This is a genomic window from Pelotomaculum schinkii (assembly GCF_004369205.1).
In the GTDB taxonomy this organism is placed as follows: Bacteria; Bacillota; Desulfotomaculia; order Desulfotomaculales; family Pelotomaculaceae; genus Pelotomaculum_C; species Pelotomaculum_C schinkii.
The window spans coordinates 314,569-331,918 of record NZ_QFGA01000001.1 but is presented as its reverse complement, the minus strand read 5'-3'; the positions used below and the strand labels follow the sequence as shown (position 1 = coordinate 331,918).

General features: G+C 50.1%; 17 protein-coding genes and 1 riboswitch. All 17 genes read right to left on the bottom strand.

What is annotated here, in order from left to right; genetic code table 11:
* Window positions 1-11 precede the first annotated feature (11 nt).
* The 17 genes from cobS to Psch_RS01600 all read right to left on the bottom strand — a co-directional run bounded on the left by cobS (window position 12) and on the right by Psch_RS01600 (window position 17,340).
* Window positions 12-773: an adenosylcobinamide-GDP ribazoletransferase gene (cobS, locus tag Psch_RS01680; protein ID WP_243123922.1), complete on the bottom strand. Its 762-nt coding sequence runs from the start codon at window positions 771-773 to the stop codon at window positions 12-14.
* 487 nt (window positions 774-1,260) lie between these two features.
* Window positions 1,261-2,646, bottom strand: coding sequence for a cobyrinic acid a,c-diamide synthase CobB (locus tag Psch_RS01675; RefSeq protein WP_190238934.1), 1,386 nt, complete (start codon window positions 2,644-2,646; stop codon window positions 1,261-1,263).
* Between the two features lie 10 nt (window positions 2,647-2,656).
* Entirely contained in the window at window positions 2,657-3,616 is a 960-nt protein-coding gene (gene cbiB, locus Psch_RS01670) for an adenosylcobinamide-phosphate synthase CbiB (protein ID WP_206663712.1), read from the bottom strand.
* 6 nt (window positions 3,617-3,622) lie between these two features.
* Window positions 3,623-5,179 carry a cobyric acid synthase gene (locus tag Psch_RS01665; protein WP_134217664.1) on the bottom strand — a complete coding sequence of 519 codons (1,557 nt, stop codon included), beginning with the start codon at window positions 5,177-5,179 and terminating at the stop codon, window positions 3,623-3,625.
* 2 nt (window positions 5,180-5,181) lie between these two features.
* Window positions 5,182-5,793: a bifunctional adenosylcobinamide kinase/adenosylcobinamide-phosphate guanylyltransferase gene (cobU, locus tag Psch_RS01660; RefSeq protein WP_243123921.1), complete on the bottom strand. Its 612-nt coding sequence runs from the start codon at window positions 5,791-5,793 to the stop codon at window positions 5,182-5,184.
* 78 nt (window positions 5,794-5,871) lie between these two features.
* A riboswitch (cobalamin riboswitch) is annotated at window positions 5,872-6,053 on the bottom strand.
* A 47-nt stretch (window positions 6,054-6,100) separates the two neighbouring features.
* Window positions 6,101-6,511, bottom strand: a complete 411-nt coding sequence (locus Psch_RS01655) for a DUF3842 family protein (RefSeq protein WP_134217663.1) — start codon at window positions 6,509-6,511, stop codon at window positions 6,101-6,103.
* Between the two features lie 168 nt (window positions 6,512-6,679).
* Complete coding sequence (locus Psch_RS01650) at window positions 6,680-6,943, bottom strand: translation initiation factor 2 (protein ID WP_134217678.1); 264 nt, start codon at window positions 6,941-6,943, stop codon at window positions 6,680-6,682.
* A 103-nt stretch (window positions 6,944-7,046) separates the two neighbouring features.
* The gene (locus Psch_RS01645; RefSeq protein ID WP_190238933.1) at window positions 7,047-8,213 is read right to left on the bottom strand and encodes an LL-diaminopimelate aminotransferase; all 1,167 of its coding nucleotides are present in this window, start codon (window positions 8,211-8,213) and stop codon (window positions 7,047-7,049) included.
* Window positions 8,214-8,228: 15 nt separating this feature from the next.
* Window positions 8,229-9,065 carry a PHP domain-containing protein gene (locus Psch_RS01640; protein ID WP_190238932.1) on the bottom strand — a complete coding sequence of 279 codons (837 nt, stop codon included), beginning with the start codon at window positions 9,063-9,065 and terminating at the stop codon, window positions 8,229-8,231.
* A 33-nt stretch (window positions 9,066-9,098) separates the two neighbouring features.
* A complete protein-coding gene (locus Psch_RS01635; RefSeq protein WP_190238931.1) occupies window positions 9,099-10,079 on the bottom strand; it encodes a dipeptidase in 981 nt (326 codons plus the stop codon).
* 86 nt (window positions 10,080-10,165) lie between these two features.
* Window positions 10,166-10,426: a stage V sporulation protein S gene (locus tag Psch_RS01630; protein ID WP_134217659.1), complete on the bottom strand. Its 261-nt coding sequence runs from the start codon at window positions 10,424-10,426 to the stop codon at window positions 10,166-10,168.
* A 133-nt stretch (window positions 10,427-10,559) separates the two neighbouring features.
* A complete protein-coding gene (locus Psch_RS01625; RefSeq protein WP_190240188.1) occupies window positions 10,560-11,339 on the bottom strand; it encodes a TIGR00282 family metallophosphoesterase in 780 nt (259 codons plus the stop codon).
* Window positions 11,340-11,356: 17 nt separating this feature from the next.
* A complete protein-coding gene (locus tag Psch_RS01620) occupies window positions 11,357-11,878 on the bottom strand; it encodes a hypothetical protein (protein WP_134217657.1) in 522 nt (173 codons plus the stop codon).
* A 301-nt stretch (window positions 11,879-12,179) separates the two neighbouring features.
* Entirely contained in the window at window positions 12,180-13,718 is a 1,539-nt protein-coding gene (gene rny, locus Psch_RS01615) for a ribonuclease Y (RefSeq protein ID WP_134217656.1), read from the bottom strand.
* 274 nt (window positions 13,719-13,992) lie between these two features.
* Window positions 13,993-14,457, bottom strand: a complete 465-nt coding sequence (locus Psch_RS01610; RefSeq protein ID WP_190238930.1) for a regulatory protein RecX — start codon at window positions 14,455-14,457, stop codon at window positions 13,993-13,995.
* Between the two features lie 2 nt (window positions 14,458-14,459).
* On the bottom strand, window positions 14,460-15,494 hold the full coding sequence (gene recA / locus Psch_RS01605; RefSeq protein ID WP_190238929.1) for a recombinase RecA: 1,035 nt from the start codon (window positions 15,492-15,494) through the stop codon (window positions 14,460-14,462).
* A gap of 253 nt (window positions 15,495-15,747) precedes the next feature.
* Entirely contained in the window at window positions 15,748-17,340 is a 1,593-nt protein-coding gene (locus Psch_RS01600) for a DEAD/DEAH box helicase (protein WP_190238928.1), read from the bottom strand.
* Window positions 17,341-17,350 lie beyond the last annotated feature (10 nt).

The window sequence follows — 17,350 nt, the reverse complement described above, 5'->3', positions numbered from 1 at the left end:
TATATTGGCAGCTAGAAAACAGAATGAAAGCCGCAGGTCCACCGGAGTATGGGGTAAGCTGCCAGGAGCAGGACCACCTCAAGCAGTTCATTGATAAACCCGTAGGTGTCACCGGTTAACCCGCCCAACTCCTTGACAATCTTTTTGCCTGCCAACCAGGCGGCAAAAGCCGCCAGCGCCACCAGCCAGGCCCCCTGCAGCCCTAGAATCAATGCGACCGCAACAGCGGTAATAATGGTTGAGCCTGCCAGCTCCCTGCTGCCTGACTGTACGGCATAAACTTTTCCGAGCCCATCCGGTCTGGCATAAGGAAAGGCTATAACAGCAATGGCCATGCCCCACCTGCTTATCGCAGGAAGGACCAGCAGGACTTTAAATAAAACACCGTCCGGAAGCTCGAGCAAGAGGTTGTATTTCAATAACAGCAGGCATATTACTCCGATAACGCCAAAAGCTCCTACCCTGCTGTCCCGCATAATCTCAAGCTTTCTTTCCCGCGGCCGCCCGCTAAAAAGGCCGTCAACACTGTCCATAAAGCCGTCCAGGTGCATGCCGCCGGTCAGGACAACCATACCAACGACAATCAGTGCAGCCTTGATCCCCGCAGGGAATAAAAATCCTGCCCCCCATGCCAGAGAGGCCAACAGGCCTCCTAAAAACAATCCCACGGCAGGGAAATAAAGGGTGGACCGGCCGCAAGCTTTTTCGTCAAAATCTACATTTGGCAGGGGCAGTCTTGTTAACTGATAAAAAGCTAAAAGGATACTTTTCAAAACGGCCTCCCGGTTTGAAGGGGTATTATTTGAAGGTACTATTCAGGGGGTAGTTGTCCAAACGGGCACCATTTATCACAAAAATATACTATAAAGGATTTCTACAGATACTGTTGCTGAATTCCCCTGGAACCAGCCATGTTTTTCAATCATCTAATACCAATGAAAATGTACACTGGGAAGTGACAATGGGGAGACATATGTCACGTCATCTGCCTCACTTGTCTCAAGAATGTTGCTCGAAAAGGCTCGACTTGCGGGCTTGGGGTTATCCGGAGCGAGCGGAGCACCTGGGTGCGTTCCTTAGCGCGTGCGTGGCTTGCATTAAATCTTGAATAGCGCGTAACTACCGGGTGGCTGTCTGTATATGCGGTCGGTATGACGCTCTTGTTTCACAAATGTAGAATTGCAAAGAGAGCGGAGGATAACCCCAAGACCACTACCCCAAAGGCTTTTCGAGATCTAGTTAACAATGATCCTTATTTAACTACCAGGAGTTCTTATATTTTTCACAGCTCTCGATCAGTCTTCTGGCCGTATCTGGACAGCCGGCAAAATGCAGATGAACGTAGGATGCCAGAATATTCGCAGTTATTACTCCGTCCTGCCAGGCAGTTTGCTCTCCCCATTTGGCCAGCCGGTAGGCTCTTTGATATTCCCGTCCAAGCTCCAACGTCGAATAGTGAAACTCATGGCCGCGCAAAGAAACGCCCCGGCTGCATATGATGTTGTCATCCAGGGCTTTAGCGGTGACGTAACCAAGACCTGCCCGCTTTTGCCCCATCCTGCAGCAGCCGTCAATAAGGCCTGCCGCGGGGTACTTGCGGTTGTTAAAGTCCACAATGGATGTGGTCAGGTACATTAAGCCGCCGCACTCAGCATATACGGGCATGCCGGAGGTGACCGCGGCTTTCAGGTCTTTCTGGAAGAGGGTGTTGCGGGACAGTTCTTCAAGAAACATTTCCGGGAAGCCTCCCCCTATATAGAGGCCATGCAGGTCGGCAGGCAGTCCTTGCCCGCTCAGTGGACTGCACGGCGCCAGTTCAGCGCCAAATGCTGTGAGCAGGTCAAGGGCGTCCTGGTAATAAAAATTAAAACCCCGATCCTGCACCAGACCCAGCCTTACCCGGCGCTCTCCAGGCATATCCGGGAAAACACGCCTGCCAGGTTTCGGCAAGTTTACTGTTTCCCCCGCCAGGGCGATTAGATGTGCAAAATCGATCCCTTCCTCCACAGCTTGCTGCATTGCTGTCAAGTGTTCCGGCAATCTTGATTTTTCCGTGGTTGGCAAAAGCCCCAGGTGTCTTTCCGGGAGCTGAATATCCGGTTGACGGTAAACATAGCCGACAACAGGGATCCGACAGTTAGACTCGATTGCTTCTTTTAATATCCGGTAGTGCCTCAGGCTGGATACGCGGTTAAGGATGACGCCACGGATGTTGACAGCGGGGTCCATCTGTTGATAGCCCAAAACAACCGCGGCGGCGCTGCGCGCCATGGAACGGGCGTCAAGGACCAAAATTACCGGGGTCTCAAGGATTTTGGCCACATGGGCGGAACTGCTGTTAGCAGTCGCGCCGATCCCGTCATATAGTCCCATCACTCCCTCGATAATGGATATATCGGCGTCTGCCGCTGAGCGAATGAAAAGTTCCCGCAACGTTTCTTCACCCAGCATCCACCAGTCCAGGTTGCGGCACACACGGCCGGTGACAGCGTTATGATATCCAGGGTCAATATAGTCGGGACCCACTTTAAAGGGTTGTACGTTTAAACCACGCTTATTTAGCGAGGCCATGATAGCTGTGGATAAGGTGGTTTTCCCTACCCCGCTATGGGTGCCGGCAATCAGCAGCCTGGGTATGCTTGACATGAGGTCGCTCCTATGTCAGCAGGTACCAGCCCGCAAGGCCCAGACCTGCTGTTAAAGTTGCTGTTACGTACATAATCTTGACGGTTTGCAGAATATGAAACGGTTTGAGAGGAGCCAAATCCTCCCCCATGTAGGCCCTGAAAGAAGGGCTGCCCTGGTAGTAATTCAGTCCGCCCAATCTTATCTCCAGTGAGCCGGCAACGGCAGCCTCGGGGATACCGCTGTTGGGGCTGGGGTGACTGGAAGAGTCTCTGAGCATCGACGAAATTGCTCCTTTGGTGTTCATCCCGAGCAGCCAGGAAGCTGCCAGGATCAGAAAGCCGGTGATTCTTGCCGGGATATAATTGGCTATATCGTCAAGGCGGGCGGAGGCTTTGCCAAAATTTATATAACGTTCGTTTTTATAGCCCAGCATCGAGTCCAGGGTATTGATCGCCCGGTAAGCCATAGCCAGTGGAGCGCCGCCCAGCAGGGCATAAAAAACGGGTGAAACAATTCCGTCAACAATATTCTCGGCGACGGTTTCAACCGTGGCCCTGGTGACGTCAGCGGCATCCATTTGCTCTGTGTCCCGTCCGACAATCCATCCCACCTTGCGGCGGGCTTCGGCCAAATTGCCCTTTTGTAAAGAGTTGTAAACATCACAGGCTGCCGCGGCCAGACTTTTGGCTGCGATTGTGGTGTAAATAATCCAAACGGTAAGGACAGAGCCAAACCAGTAGTTTATTGCATAGGACCACCTGACCAGGCAGGCGGTTACCAGCCAGCTGCCCCCGGCAACTATGACCGCCACCAGAGCGCCGCATACCAGCAGAGCCGTGGGACTCCTGAAAAAACGCCGCACCCCAGCTTCCAGGCTGGAGATGACCTTGCCGATTAAAACCACCGGGTGGGGCCAACCATGCGGGTCTCCCAAAACCAGGTCCAACAGGTAGGCGGCAAATATAAAAAGTCCGGCGTTTATAGGCATTTCAATTTACCCATGGCAGATAGGTCCCTCCATGCCAAGCAGGCCATAGATCTTTTCCATAGCCAGACTGCTCCGGACAACAGCTGCCAGCTTGTCAAAATCTCTCTCCCTCTGTTCGTGGACCAAAAGGGTATCGGAGGCCTGCAGGGGTTCAAGCCCTTTTCTCCTGCGCAGAGTGTTAATCAGGCGCCTGCGGAAGGAATCACTGTCAAAGATACCGTGGATATAAGTGCCGAAAACAAGGCCGTCCGGGCTTACGGCTCCGTCTGGAAAGAAAACCTTTTCTCCTGAGCGTACCAGTATGGTAAAGGCGGGCCTCACGTCCGGAGCCAGTTCGGTTCTGCCCATATGGATCTCGTAACCGTTAATCCTGTTGTCTGAGGTTTCGCAAAGAAAAAGCCCGGAACCGGCAACTTCAGCCTCCACCTGGGTGGTGATTTTTTCCGGAGCAAAAGTAGTTGAAGTGTCCAGGAGCCCAAGCCCGTCTAGGCGTGGAATTTCAGACTCGGTATGCAGAGGGTCATTTAGTTCCCTGCCCAGCATCTGAAACCCCCCGCAGATGCCGATGACAGGGGTTCCCCTACGGTAAAACTCAACGATCTGCGCCGCTAATCCGGAACGGTTCAGGAATGCCAGGTCGCCGATGGTATTCTTGCTGCCCGGCAGGATGATTAAATCCGGTTCATCCAGGTTGCTTCCCTTGCTTACGTACCGGAGCCTGACGTCAGGCTCGTCCTCCAGCGGGTCAAAGTCCGTGAAATTGGAGATGTGCGGTAGATTAACAACCGCTATATCAACCCAGCCCTGTTCTTCGACCAGTTCGGCACGGCTTCTATCCTCAGGTATGGTATCCTCCTCCTGGACCCTGAACCCCTGAAAATAAGGGACCACCCCGATTACCGGTTTACCGGTTTTCTCTTCCAAAAATTTCACCGCGGGTTGAAAGAGGCTGATATCACCGCGGAATTTGTTGATAATAATTCCGCGTACACGCGCGCGGTCGTCGGGAGCTATCAGTTCCAGGGTGCCTACTACTGAGGCCAGGGCTCCCCCTTTATCAATATCGGCTACGAGCAAAACCGGGGCTTGCGCCATCCTGGCGATACGCATGTTGACAATTTCGTGCTCCTGAAGATTGACTTCAGCCGGGCTTCCGGCGCCTTCGATCACCACCATGTCATTTGCCGCAAGCAGCCGGTTCAGAGCTCCTTCGATTATTGCCAGGGCTTTAGGCGCGTAATCCGTATGGTAACCCATGGCGGACAGGTTGCCCACCGGCTTGCCCAGGACCACCACCTGGGACGATGCGTGTCCGGTAGGTTTGAGCAGAATCGGGTTCATGTCAACAGAAGGCTCCAGACCCGCAGCTTCGGCCTGCACCACCTGAGCCCGCCCCATTTCACCGCCGTCTCTGGTGACAAAGGAATTCAGGGCCATGTTCTGTGACTTAAAAGGGGCGACACGGTAACCGTCCTGTTTAAAAATGCGGCAAAGCGCAGCAACCAGAACGCTCTTGCCTACGTGTGAAGCTGTTCCCTGAATCATGATCGTTTTGGCCGACATAATCAATCACTCCATTTTTGCTCTGCCAGCGACTTTATCTCCAGAGGAAGCCCGGCTATTGTTAAGTAGACCTGGTCCGCCTTTGAGGCCAGAAGCTGATTGACCTTTCCTGCCAGATCCCGGAACGTCCTGCTTAAGGGATAGTCCGGAACCAGGCCCAACCCGACTTCGCTTGAAACGATAATCAGGTGGTGGCCCTGGTGAATCGTTTCGGCTGCGGCTTGAGCCTGCCCAAGGATATATTCCTGCTTTTCAGCAGTCGCAGCTCCGCAGCGTGGCAGGTTTTCTGCCAAAAGAAGATTGGTAAGCCAAAGGGTGGCGCAGTCCAGAAGAAACACATCGCCCTGCTTTCCATCTTTTAAAACCCCAAGGATATTTGTCGGTTCTTCGAACGTGAGCCAGGACGCAGGCCTTCGTCCCTGGTGCAGTTTGACCCTTTCAGCCATTTCCGGGTCTTGTATTGTGGCAGTGGCAATATATTTAACAGCCCCCCCAAGCCGTGAAGCTATGTTCTCAGCCAGCTCGCTTTTACCGCTGCGGGCTCCTCCCAATACCAGGATAAGTTTACCTTTCATAATCCACCAGCCGATCAATACTTTAAATGGGCTTACCATAGTAAAACCCCGCCTCCTTAAAGGAACGGGGTTTGTGTAAAGCAATTTTACCCGCCGTCCCCTTTACCTCGAAGGAAGTTCGGTCGTTACCCGCAGGCAGGTATCCTGGCTTCCGTTTACCCGCATTTACTCCCCTTTAATAAGCCTGGCCGGGCATTAAAGCGCTGTGCGCGTAACCGGTTACAGTGGCGGGACCGCTCAGGTATCGCACCTGATTCCCCAATTACACCCAAAAGGGCGACTGCGGCAATTTAATTTTTCATATTCCACATCATCTACCATTATCCTGCAGAGCAAGAACTATTTATCATGTAATAATATCCTTTACCTTTTTAACCAATTCTTCGATCAGGTGCGGTAACGGCTCAGCCTTTAAGCCGACAATATCAATGCCGGAGCGGCTAAGCGGCAGGAGCACCTTGCGGGCGGGACTGGAAGCAATGGCTTCCGCCATTTTGGGAGTCAACTCACCCAGCATGGCATTTGGAAAAAGAATGCTGATTGGCCCGACAATGATGTCAACCCGTAAGGAATTGTAGAGCACGGCATTTTCGCCGGTTGCTCCTTCGTTGGCGCCTGCCCGCAACATCACGGAAGTGGCCAGAGCATTGGTTCCGAGGGCCAAAAACTCAATATTTTCAGGTAATTCCCGGCGCAGTCTTTCAGTAAGGTGTTTGCCTATACCTCCGCCCTGCCCGTCAATCACGGCTATTCGCACCAAAACCGCCGCCATTCATAATATTTGTAATATATAGCATTATACCATATATGACCAAAAAAAAGACCCCCCCGGGTCTATTGCTTGTCGATTAAACCTTAATCAAGGCGTATTATGCTAATACTAACAATTATTGCCATCCTGTGTATATATCTGTGGATAGATTATTTATTTGCGAAAATTTTGAGAGGCGCCATCCTGAAGTTTTGACTCCAACTCCACTATCTGCCTGTTTTTATGTAATAACCGTTGGGCATAGCGATAATTGTTATGTTGAAGTTTACGATTTTCCCTTTCCAGGCGGGATAAAAATCCAGCTTTATCCTTTTCAATTTTTTCAATCAAGTTCATGAGTACTCTCCGGCTTAACCTGAGCTGTTCAACTTTTTCCTCAAGCTCAAGGACCCTATCCCTTAAGAAATCAACATCCATCCTTTCTTCCACGGCGGCATCTCCTCACCAGGTGTTTCGATCCTAGTATATGCCGGCTTGAAGGCTAATAGACATTTGAGCAGGTTCCCTCACTAAGTGATTGCTAAAGGAAATTAAAATTTTGACCAATCCTCTGTACTGCCTCAGCCAGCACGATTTCGTCTTTGACCAGGGCAATCCTGACGTAACCCTCTCCCATCTCACCGAAAGCGATACCGGGAATAACAATTATGCCGGCTCTTTCCAGCAGGTCGGCGGCAAAATGGCTGGAGGAAGTATACCCGCGTGGAATTGGCGCCCATAAAAACATGGACGCGTTGGGCTTGGGAATCTGCCAACCCAACTTGGCCAGTCCGTCAACAAGCACATCGCGGCGCCTCTGATAGGTACGCGCATTCTCTTTGACGCATTCCTGTGGACCGGTCAGGGCTGCTACAGCAGCTTCCTGGACCGCAAAAAACACTCCGTAATCAATGTTGGATTTGACCAGGGCCAGATTGGATATGGCCTTTTCATTGCCTACGGCAAAGCCGACCCTGCAGCCAGCCATATTGTAGGTCTTGGAAAGTGAGTAGAACTCAACCCCCACTTCCTTTGCGCCGGGGACTTCCAAAAAGCTCATCGGTTTAAACCCGTCGTAAGCCAGTTCGGCGTAGGCCACGTCATGGCAGACGAGGATGTCATATTTGCGCGCAAACTCTACCACTTGTCCAAAAAATTCCCAATCAGCTGAAACGGCAACCGGGTTATTGGGGTAATTAAGCCACATCATTTTGGCCTTGGCGGCAATTTCCTCCGGAATTTGGGAAAGATCAGGCAGGAACCGGTTTTTTGCCAGGAGGGGAAGAGGATAAATGTTTCCCTCTGCCATCTGAATGCTGAAGCTGTAAATTGGGTATCCAGGGTCGGGTACCAGGGCCAGATCTCCCGGGTTAACATAAGCCATGGCCAAATGAGCGAGGCCATCCTGGGAACCCATCAGCACCAGGATCTCGCGGTCAGGGTCAAGGTCTACATGAAAACGTTTTTTATACCAACCAGATAAGGCCTTATGCAGGCGGGGTGTCCCACCCAGAGAATAAGAATAATTTTTCGGGTCGCTGACTGCCTTGCGGAGAGCCTCAACGATGTGGGGCGCAGGGGGTTGGTCGGGACTACCCACTCCAAGGTTGATAACCTCTACGCCTCTGGCCTCAACAGTTTTTTTGCGTATTTCCATCTCGTTAAAAACACCTGAAGACAGGCTTTGCATTCTCCTTGCTATGTCCATAATTACCTCCTGAAATTAAGAAGCGCACGCTCTTTTTGCTTTTAAAGCCTCAATTACTCCGTAAGGCACAGCAACCAAACCCAGTCTGCTTTCGGCATAGCGCTCCGGACCGTGGTAGTCCGAACCGCCCGTGGCAATTAAGCCTTTTCTGAGGGCCAGTCGCTCATAATAACCGGCCAGCTCCCTGTCGTGCGCCGGATGATGGGCCTCCAGACCGGCGATTCCTGCTTTTATCAGCTGATCTATCAACTCTTCTAGCGGCGCTTGATCGCTGAGCAGGCCGGGGTGAGCCAGGACAGCAACCCCTCCGCAAGCGCGGATCAGATGGATCGCCTCTGCCGGAGTGAGTCTGGCGCGGGGTACGTAAGCCGGTCGCCCGTGCCCTATATAAAGTTCAAAAGCCTCGGACATAGTCTTTACCCTACCTGTTTCCACCATGGCTGCGGCAAGGTGGGGACGGCCCAACGAACCAATGCCTGCGATAGCCCGGACCCGGTCCAGGTTAATCGGAAAGCCTAAATCCTGCAGTTTTTTCACCATGTTTTCCATGCGCAGCTCCCGGTCACTACGGATTGACGAAAGCCTTGCCAGTAACTCCCGGTCTTGCGCATCGACCAGGTATCCTAATATATGAACGTCCTGACCTTGATACTGCGAGCCAAGCTCAATACCAGGGATAATTTCAAGGTTATGCTGTCTCCCGGCTATTATAGCAGGCTCAATTCCTTCCAGCGTGTCATGGTCTGTAATGGCTATTGCGCCCAGGCCCATTGCTTTTGCTTTTGCTGTGACTTCATCCGGACTCTCCGTGCCGTCTGAATAATTGGTATGGACATGCAGGTCAACCTCCATTAACATCACCGCCCTTTGAAACTTCGACATTATTTATTTTAAAACCTGCCCGATTACTCTTAAAAAATTGTCACCAATTATTTTTTTAACATCTCCGTCACAGTATCCTCTATCGATTAGGCCGGCGGTTAAAGCAGGCCAGCAGGAACAATCCTCCAGTCCTACCGCCGGGGTACCTGTACCGTCAAAGTCAGAACCAAGCCCCACACAGTCTATACCTCCGACAGCTGCAGCGTGGTCAATATGGTCAAGTACCTCTTTTAGGGAAGGCTTACTTCCACCTAAAAAGTCCGGTACCAAGGTTATCCCCATCACCCCGCCATTTTCAGCAAGCAATCTGATTTGTTCATCACTCAGGTTGCGGGGGTGGTTGCAGAGAGCTTTGCAATTGGAGTGTGACGCGATAACCGGATGAATGGAATATCGCAGAACGTCCCGGTACCCTTCTTCCGACAGGTGGGAAACATCTATCAGGGCTCCCAGGCGGTTTAGCTCTTCTACCACGTTGAAGCCAAAAGCGGTTAAGCCTGCGGTTTCCATTGCGTTGACCCCGTTACCCAGTTCATTGCGGTTGTTCCAGGTCAAGGTAAGGCCTCGTACACCCAAAAGATATAATTGCCGCAGGACCCCGGCGCTGCCCTGCAGGCATTCACCGCCCTCCACGGTGAGCAGGGCGGCGACTTTACCGGAATTGCAGGCCTGGTATATTTCATCCAGATTTTTTACATGCTGGACATCTTTTGTGTTTTCAGCCATTTCTTCCAGAAAAATATCAACCAGTTCCAGAGCCCGCTTCAGCGGCTCTTGTTTATATTCCGGAGAGATAAAAGCGGCAAAGAACTGCAATTTTACGCCGCCCATCTTTAAGCGAGGCAGGTCTAGATGACCGCGGCCGGTTGACTGGCCAAGACGTCTATTTTGCTGCGGCAGCGCGGTCAAGGTGTCGCAGTGAGCGTCTACCACCACACTCTGCCTGTGCAGTTCTGCCGCTCTTCTATTAACCTGATAGACCAAGAGTCAATTCCCCCGCAAATATAATAAAACCTGTTTATCCTTTTGAATAAACAGGTCCTGGTTAGCTGGCGGATAAAAACATACGCTTACCTGGGCTCCACGATCAGCTTGATTGCTGTTCTTTCTTCCCCGTCAATGATGATATCGGTGAATGCCGGAATGCAGATCAGGTCAACACCACTTGGCGCCACAAAGCCTCTTGCAATTGCTACAGCTTTTACTGCCTGGTTGAGTGCGCCCGCTCCAATGGCTTGCATTTCGGCGCAACCACGTTCCCGGAGTACACCTGCCAAGGCGCCAGCGACAGAGTTTGGGTTGGATTTTGCTGAAACCTTTAATACATCCACTCAAGCAACCTCCTTCATGACTGTGATAGATTTGTTGTCCCGAACTCCCTGTAAGAAATTATATTCGCTAATGGCTGGAAAATTCCTTTTGAGAAGACTTAAATAAAAACTCGTGCTTAATTATTGAAATATTTTATTCGTAATTTTGGATCCGTATGATAGAAGAAGCCTCACCATTATATTCGTCAATTTCCAGTAAAGCCGCGTTAAACTGATAAGGTCCGTTTGCTACTTCAAAGCGTTGAGGCATTTGGGAAATGAATTTGTCAATAACAGTTTCCTTTTTTACACCAATCACTGAATCTCGCGGGCCGGTCATGCCTAAATCGGTAAGGTAGGCTGTGCCGCCGGGTAAAATGCGTTCATCGGCGGTCTGAATGTGGGTATGCGTTCCCACGACAGCAGATACCCTGCCCGCCAGGTACCATCCCATGGCTACCTTCTCCGAAGTGGCCTCGGCATGGAAATCAACCACAACAATGTCAGTGGTTTTCTTTATTCTGGTTAAGGCTTCATCCGCCTTGCGGAAAGGGCAGTCAAGAGACTGAAGGAAAACCCGCCCGGCCAGGTTGATTACACCAACTTTAACCTTCCGGCGGGTTTCAAATATATTGGATCCGGCGCCCGGTGTACCGGGCGGGTAGTTTGCCGGCCTGATGATTCTTTTCTCATGCTCAATGTAATTAATGGCATCTTTGACATTCCAGACATGGTTACCCATGGTTAGAACATCAACCCCGGATGCAAACAATTCCTGCGCAGTTTCCCTGGTAATACCGGCGCCGCCGGCGGCATTTTCCCCGTTAGCTATAACCAAATCGAGGTTAAATTCCCTTTTTAAGTCTTCCAGGTTAACCTTAACGGCCCGGCGCCCCGCACGCCCGACCACATCTCCTATCATCAGCAGGCGCAAAAGCCCAAAACCCCCAATCATTTATTAAAAACAAGCACCCTTCCTTCCTCACGAAAGGCAAAAAGAGATTTTTCCTGTTTCGAGCACTTGATATTCTCAAGCATGTGTTCAATTAATTCATCCTGGGCAATTAGATCTTCTTCGACTAATTGTTCATTATCTTCCGTCACCAGGTTGTTATGGAGGTACTGATGAAAGAGATTCACGATGAGAGTGATCTCTTCCTGAACCAGGGTATCTACGTCCCTCTGTATTTCGATCATGGTCAAGTTGCTGCAAACCTGGTGGTTTAAAGAGACAAATTTAGGCTCCTTGCCTTCCAGTAAATTATATACTTCAATACTGTCCATGAGCTTATCGTGCAGGTTGTCCAATTCATTTTTACCAAGCGACTGAGAGTATATAAAGGTAAATTTAAGCAAATGGTTTTCAGGATCGAAATTAATGGTAGCTACTTCAGGATATCTGACTAAAATTGAAATCAACAGGCCAACGCTGTCTGTAACATTACCCCTGTTGCCTTTGTACCGGAATGCCAAAACTGTCACCTTCCTTATGACCTGCGCAATATGTAGAGATTCTGTTTTGAATAGAGTTTTCCTGCTTTTTTTTCTTATCACGAGCTTAAAATATCTAGGAATGTTGGATAAATAAGCACACATTTGAATCATTCCCGGGCTTGCGTTAAAAAAGTTGTCAACAAGCCCGTCCCCTTGTCAACCCACTTGTCAACCTATTTTCTAAGATTTGCTTTTCTGATAATAAAAAAACCGGCCAATTAGGCCGATAGTTACAAGCTCAATAATACTTCATAAATTACAGGCGCCTGTTTGCTTAAAGTTATTTGGCGTATTCTACCACCCTGGTTTCCCTGATGATGACAACTTTAATCTGCCCGGGGTAGTCTAACTCACCTTCTATTTTTTTGGTAATATCACGGACCAATCGGACGGCTCCCAGGTCATCCACTTTATCCGGCTTGACCATTATGCGTACTTCACGGCCGGCCTGAATGGCAAAGGATTTTTCAACACCATCAAAGGAGTTGGCAATTTCCTCAAGTTTAGTTAAACGCTTGATGTATGCTTCCAAAGTTTCACGGCGCGCGCCTGGCCGGGCCGCGGAAATTGCGTCAGCCGCCTGGACCAGCACCGCGACAATGGTCTGAGGTTCTTCATCGCCGTGGTGAGCTGCAATGGCATGAATAACATCATGCCCCTCACGATATTTTTTAGCCAAATCTACACCTATGGTTACATGTGGTCCCTCCACCTCATGGTCCACAGCCTTACCAATGTCGTGCAAAAGGCCTGCTCTCTTGGCCAGTTGTACATCAACGCCCAATTCGGCCGCCATCAGACCGGACAGATGGGCTACCTCAATGGAGTGTTTTAGAACATTCTGACCATAGCTGGTGCGGAATTTCAGCCTGCCCAGGAGGGTAATAAGCTCAGGGTGAATGCCGTGCACGCCAGTCTCAAAGGTGGACTGTTCACCAGCCTCCCTGATTTGGTTGTTAACCTCCTTTTGAGCCTTTTCCACCATCTCTTCAATGCGAGCCGGGTGAATCCTCCCATCCACAATCAGCTTTTCCAAAGCAATCCGGGCTACCTCCCGGCGAATCGGATCAAAACCGGACAGAATTACAGCTTCCGGAGTATCGTCAATAATCAAGTCAATCCCGGTTAAGGTTTCAAAAGCGCGGATATTCCTACCCTCGCGCCCGATAATGCGCCCTTTCATTTCATCACCCGGCAGTGGAATCACTGCCACCGTCGCTTCAGCGACGTGATCTGCGGCGCACCTCTGAATAGCCAGGGATATAATCTCCCGGGCACGCTTATCCCCTTCCTCTTTGGCCTTGCCTTCAATTTCTTTAATCATTATAGCCGCATCATGCTGGATTTCTTTTTCAATATCCGAAAGAAGAATCTGTTTTGCTTCCTCGGAAGTCAAGCCGGAGATACGTTCAAGCTCACTTACCTGGCGGTTGTAGAGCGTTGTAAGCTGACCTTTGACAGCTTCTATTTCCGACTCTTTCCGGGTCAGATTTTCTTCCTTTTTTTCTAACGCATCGACCTTGCGGTCCAGGGTCTCTTCTTTTTGAACCAGTCGTCGCTCCAATCGCTGGAGTTCATTCCTGCGATCTCTGTTTTCCCTTTCAATATCGTTACGTAATTTTAAGACTTCTTCCTTGGCCTCCAGAATAGCTTCCCTTTTCCTGGCCTCGGCTTCTTTCTCGGCTTCTTCCAGTATTTTTTTTGCTTCAGACTCTGCTGAAGCGATTTTTGCTTCAGCCAGGTATTTCCTGAGTAAATAACCCACAACAAAAGCCGCGATTGCGGCTCCTACAATAATTAGAACCGTATTCATGTCCATTAAATTCACCTCCTTTTAATATAAATGACTGCAACCATAAAAAAAACCGAGCTAGAAACTCGGCAGAAAACACAAGACACTACTTTTATACTTGTCCAGATAAAGGTAAGTAAATAGCCCCAATAACGGACACTATCTTAATAGCCGAAAATAAACTCCCGGCTATATCTCCTACCCCCGAAACTATAGGATTTTATCTATTATAAAACCCGTACAAGTAGTATCTAATTCTATTTTCTACCAGCCTATATTGTACAGGTTTTTTAAAAAACTGTCAAGGTTTAGCCCCGCTATCAGTAGTGATGGTGCGACCGACTCTGCTGATTGACTCGTAAGAATATCCCCTGTTTTGCAGAAACCGGGCCAACCGTGGGTAAGAACAGGCGCCGCCGTTTTGAGTTGCTTTCTTTAAGGCCAATAGGAACGCTGCTTTGAATTCCGCCTCCGGGCCTGCTTCCGCAATGGTTTCATCAATAATGCAGGTGTCAACACCTTTTTGCAGCAGCTCACGCTTGAGTCCGGGAAAACCTCTTTTATAGAGTCTTTGTTCTATCCAGAGACGGGCGTAAGCCTTGTCGTCAATGTAACCGTATCGCGACATGGTGTCAATCACGCTGCGGTTGACTTCAGCAGCAAAGCCTTGCTTTTCAAGTTTTTCGGTCAGTTCGCGGGCGGTTCGCCGGCGATAGGCCAGAACCCGGCAGGCAAAGGATATTGCTTTATCGACTTCAGAATTCACTATTACGCGCCGCTTTCCCCGGGAGCGGCTGCATGGGCATCTTTAGCTCCGCCAACGTTCAAAGCTTGCCTGACTTTAAGCTCGACCTCTTTGGTTACCTCAGGGTGCTCCTTCAGATACTCCTTCACATTTTCTCTACCCTGGCCCAACCTTTCATCTCCATAGGAATACCAGGCTCCGCTCTTGTTGATGATGTTCATTTCGGCGGCGATATCCAGGATGCTGCCTTCCTTCGATATACCGGTTCCGTACATAATATCGAAATCAGCCTGCTTAAAAGGCGGCGCTACCTTGTTTTTGACAACCTTGACCCTGGTCCGGCTCCCGATGATATCCGTACCTTGTTTAATATTTTCCTGTTTGCGCACCTCCAGCCGGACCGAAGCATAAAATTTCAGAGCCCTTCCGCCAGTGGTTGTTTCCGGTGAACCGTATACAATACCCACTTTTTCACGGATCTGGTTAATGAAAACCACAGTGGTCCTTGACTTGCTGATAGCTCCGGTCAGCTTGCGCAGGGCCTGAGACATGAGGCGCGCCTGCAGGCCCACGTGGGAGTCTCCCATTTCACCTTCGATTTCCGCGCGTGGTACCAGCGCCGCCACACTATCTATCACTATTACGTCAACAGCGCCGCTGCGCACCAGCGCTTCAGCGATCTCAAGGGCCTGTTCACCGGTATCCGGCTGAGAGACCAGCAGGTTTTCAATATCTACACCCAAGTTTCTGGCATAAAGAGGGTCAAGCGCGTGCTCCGCATCCACAAAAGCGGCCGCCCCACCTGATTTCTGCGCTTCGGCGATAACGTGAAGGGCTACCGTTGTTTTGCCGGAAGACTCCGGCCCAAATATTTCAACTACCCTGCCGCGCGGCAGGCCTCCTACACCCAGGGCAATATCCAGCGCCAAAGCGCCGGAAGGGATCACTTCAATGTTTAATTTTGCTGATGCCTCGCCAAGCTTCATAATTGAACCTTTGCCGAACTGCCTCTCAATTTGCATCAGGGCCAGTTCCAGGGCTTTCTGCTTATCCGACAATAATATCCCCCCTTTAAATTAAAGCAAAACATACGTTCGCTTACTTGTGTTAATTATACTGGTGAATATTGGCTGGTGTCAACAGCAATCTAAAAATATCCCTAATAAAATAAACACAGGGCGCTTCAACAAATGCGGTGCGAATTCTCTCGCACAAATGCGACATTGGCTGCCATAGTCGAACTACTCAACAATAAAAATGATATATTGTATCTTCCAGCTGAAGCATCAGCCCAAGACCATTTACCCTGGCTTAACTTCTGCCGCGGGCGGGCTCGATACTTATTCTCCTGCCTCTGATGGTCTGACGGTGCAGGCAGCTGATGACGTAGTTAGCCCATTCTTCCGACACTTCAACAAATGAAAATTTTTCGTATATATTGATATTCCCGACACTGCTCTCGGGCATGCCGGTCTCTTCCGCCAAGATCCGGACAAGGTCTGCCCGTGAAATATTATCTAACCTGCCGATGGTCATAAATAATCTCACCATCCCCGGTCGCGCCCCGGTATTGCCAAAAGACTCAGCCGTCATATCCTCGGCATCATCTAAGGCCAGGGACATTTTAAGGGCTGCGGCGGCAATATCTATGGGATCATATTCATCAACCAGGGAGTCGACAATATTCCTGTAGTAAGCCAGTTTGCCTTCACTCAAAAGGTAGTTGAGCCTATCTATGATGCCTTCTTTTTTTCGCTCGTGGATGTCCGCCTGAGAAGGCAGTTTTTCACGGCGGATGCGAGTTTTGGTGAGATTTTCAATAAGTCTTAGCTGCTTGTATTCCCTTGGGGTAACCAGGGTGATGGCTATCCCGCTTTTGCCGGCGCGGCCCGTCCTGCCGATACGGTGCACATAGAATTCGGGATCCTGGGGGACGTCATAGTTGATGACGTGAGAGACGTTTTCAATATCCAACCCCCGGGCCGCCACATCTGTCGCGACCAGGTAATCAATCTGTCCGGTCCGGAATTGTCTCATCACATGGTTGCGCTGATATTGACTTAGATCGCCGTGCAAAGCGGCAGCCTGGTAACCACGCGCCTGAAGCCCGGCGACAAGTTCATCCACACCCCTTTTGGTCCTGCAAAATATAATCGATAGAGTAATGCTGCTGGAGTCTAAAATGTTGCAGAGGCTTTCCAGTTTTTTAGGCTCGCGGGTTTCGTAAACTATCTGCTCAATCTGCGGCACGGTCAGGTTTTGCTTGCTGACCGTGATAAATTCCGGACTTTGCAGGTATTTTCTGGAGAGGCGCTTTATTTCATCGGGCATGGTCGCGGAGAAAAGCATCGTCTGGCGCTGTGCAGGCGTCGCTTGCAGGATGGACTCAATATCCTCGATAAAACCCATATCCAGCATTTCATCCGCTTCATCCAGGACAACCATTTTAACATTTTCAAGACGCAGGGTTCCTCTGTTTAAATGGTCCAGCAGTCGGCCAGGAGTGCCGATTACGACTTGTACCCCTTGCTTTAGCCCCCTGATTTGGCGTTCTATTGACTGACCTCCGTAAATAGGCAGGGTTCTCACCCGCCGGTATTTCCCAATCTTTGATATTTCTTCGGCGACCTGGATGGCTAATTCCCTGGTTGGTGTAATAATCAGGGCCTGCACGCCGCCATAACGGTTATTTACCATCTCAACTATCGGTATGCCAAAGGCAGCCGTTTTACCGGTGCCGGTTTGCGCCTGCCCAACAACGTCCCTGCCATCATAAAGCAGCGGGATCGCCATTTGCTGGATCGGGGTCGGTTCTTCAAAGCCCATATCAGTTAAGGCCTGGGCTACACGCTTGTTGATTTCGATATTGCCAAAGCTTACTACGTCCTTTAGATCAATGGTCATTAAATCATAC

What these genes read in the sequence shown, in the direction of transcription:
- Psch_RS01675 (WP_190238934.1), bottom strand. Translation starts at nt 2,646, where the DNA reads ATGTCAAGCATACCCAGGCTGCTGATTGCCGGCACCCATAGCGGGGTA.
- Psch_RS01640 (WP_190238932.1), bottom strand. Translation starts at nt 9,065, where the DNA reads ATGGAGGTTGACCTGCATGTCCATACCAATTATTCAGACGGCACGGAG.
- cbiB (WP_206663712.1), bottom strand. Translation starts at nt 3,616, where the DNA reads ATGCCTATAAACGCCGGACTTTTTATATTTGCCGCCTACCTGTTGGAC.
- cobU (WP_243123921.1), bottom strand. Translation starts at nt 5,793, where the DNA reads ATGGTAAGCCCATTTAAAGTATTGATCGGCTGGTGGATTATGAAAGGT.
- rny (WP_134217656.1), bottom strand. Translation starts at nt 13,718, where the DNA reads ATGGACATGAATACGGTTCTAATTATTGTAGGAGCCGCAATCGCGGCT.
- Psch_RS01650 (WP_134217678.1), bottom strand. Translation starts at nt 6,943, where the DNA reads ATGGATGTTGATTTCTTAAGGGATAGGGTCCTTGAGCTTGAGGAAAAA.
- Psch_RS01665 (WP_134217664.1), bottom strand. Translation starts at nt 5,179, where the DNA reads ATGTCGGCCAAAACGATCATGATTCAGGGAACAGCTTCACACGTAGGC.
- Psch_RS01600 (WP_190238928.1), bottom strand. Translation starts at nt 17,340, where the DNA reads ATGACCATTGATCTAAAGGACGTAGTAAGCTTTGGCAATATCGAAATC.
- Psch_RS01645 (WP_190238933.1), bottom strand. Translation starts at nt 8,213, where the DNA reads ATGGACATAGCAAGGAGAATGCAAAGCCTGTCTTCAGGTGTTTTTAAC.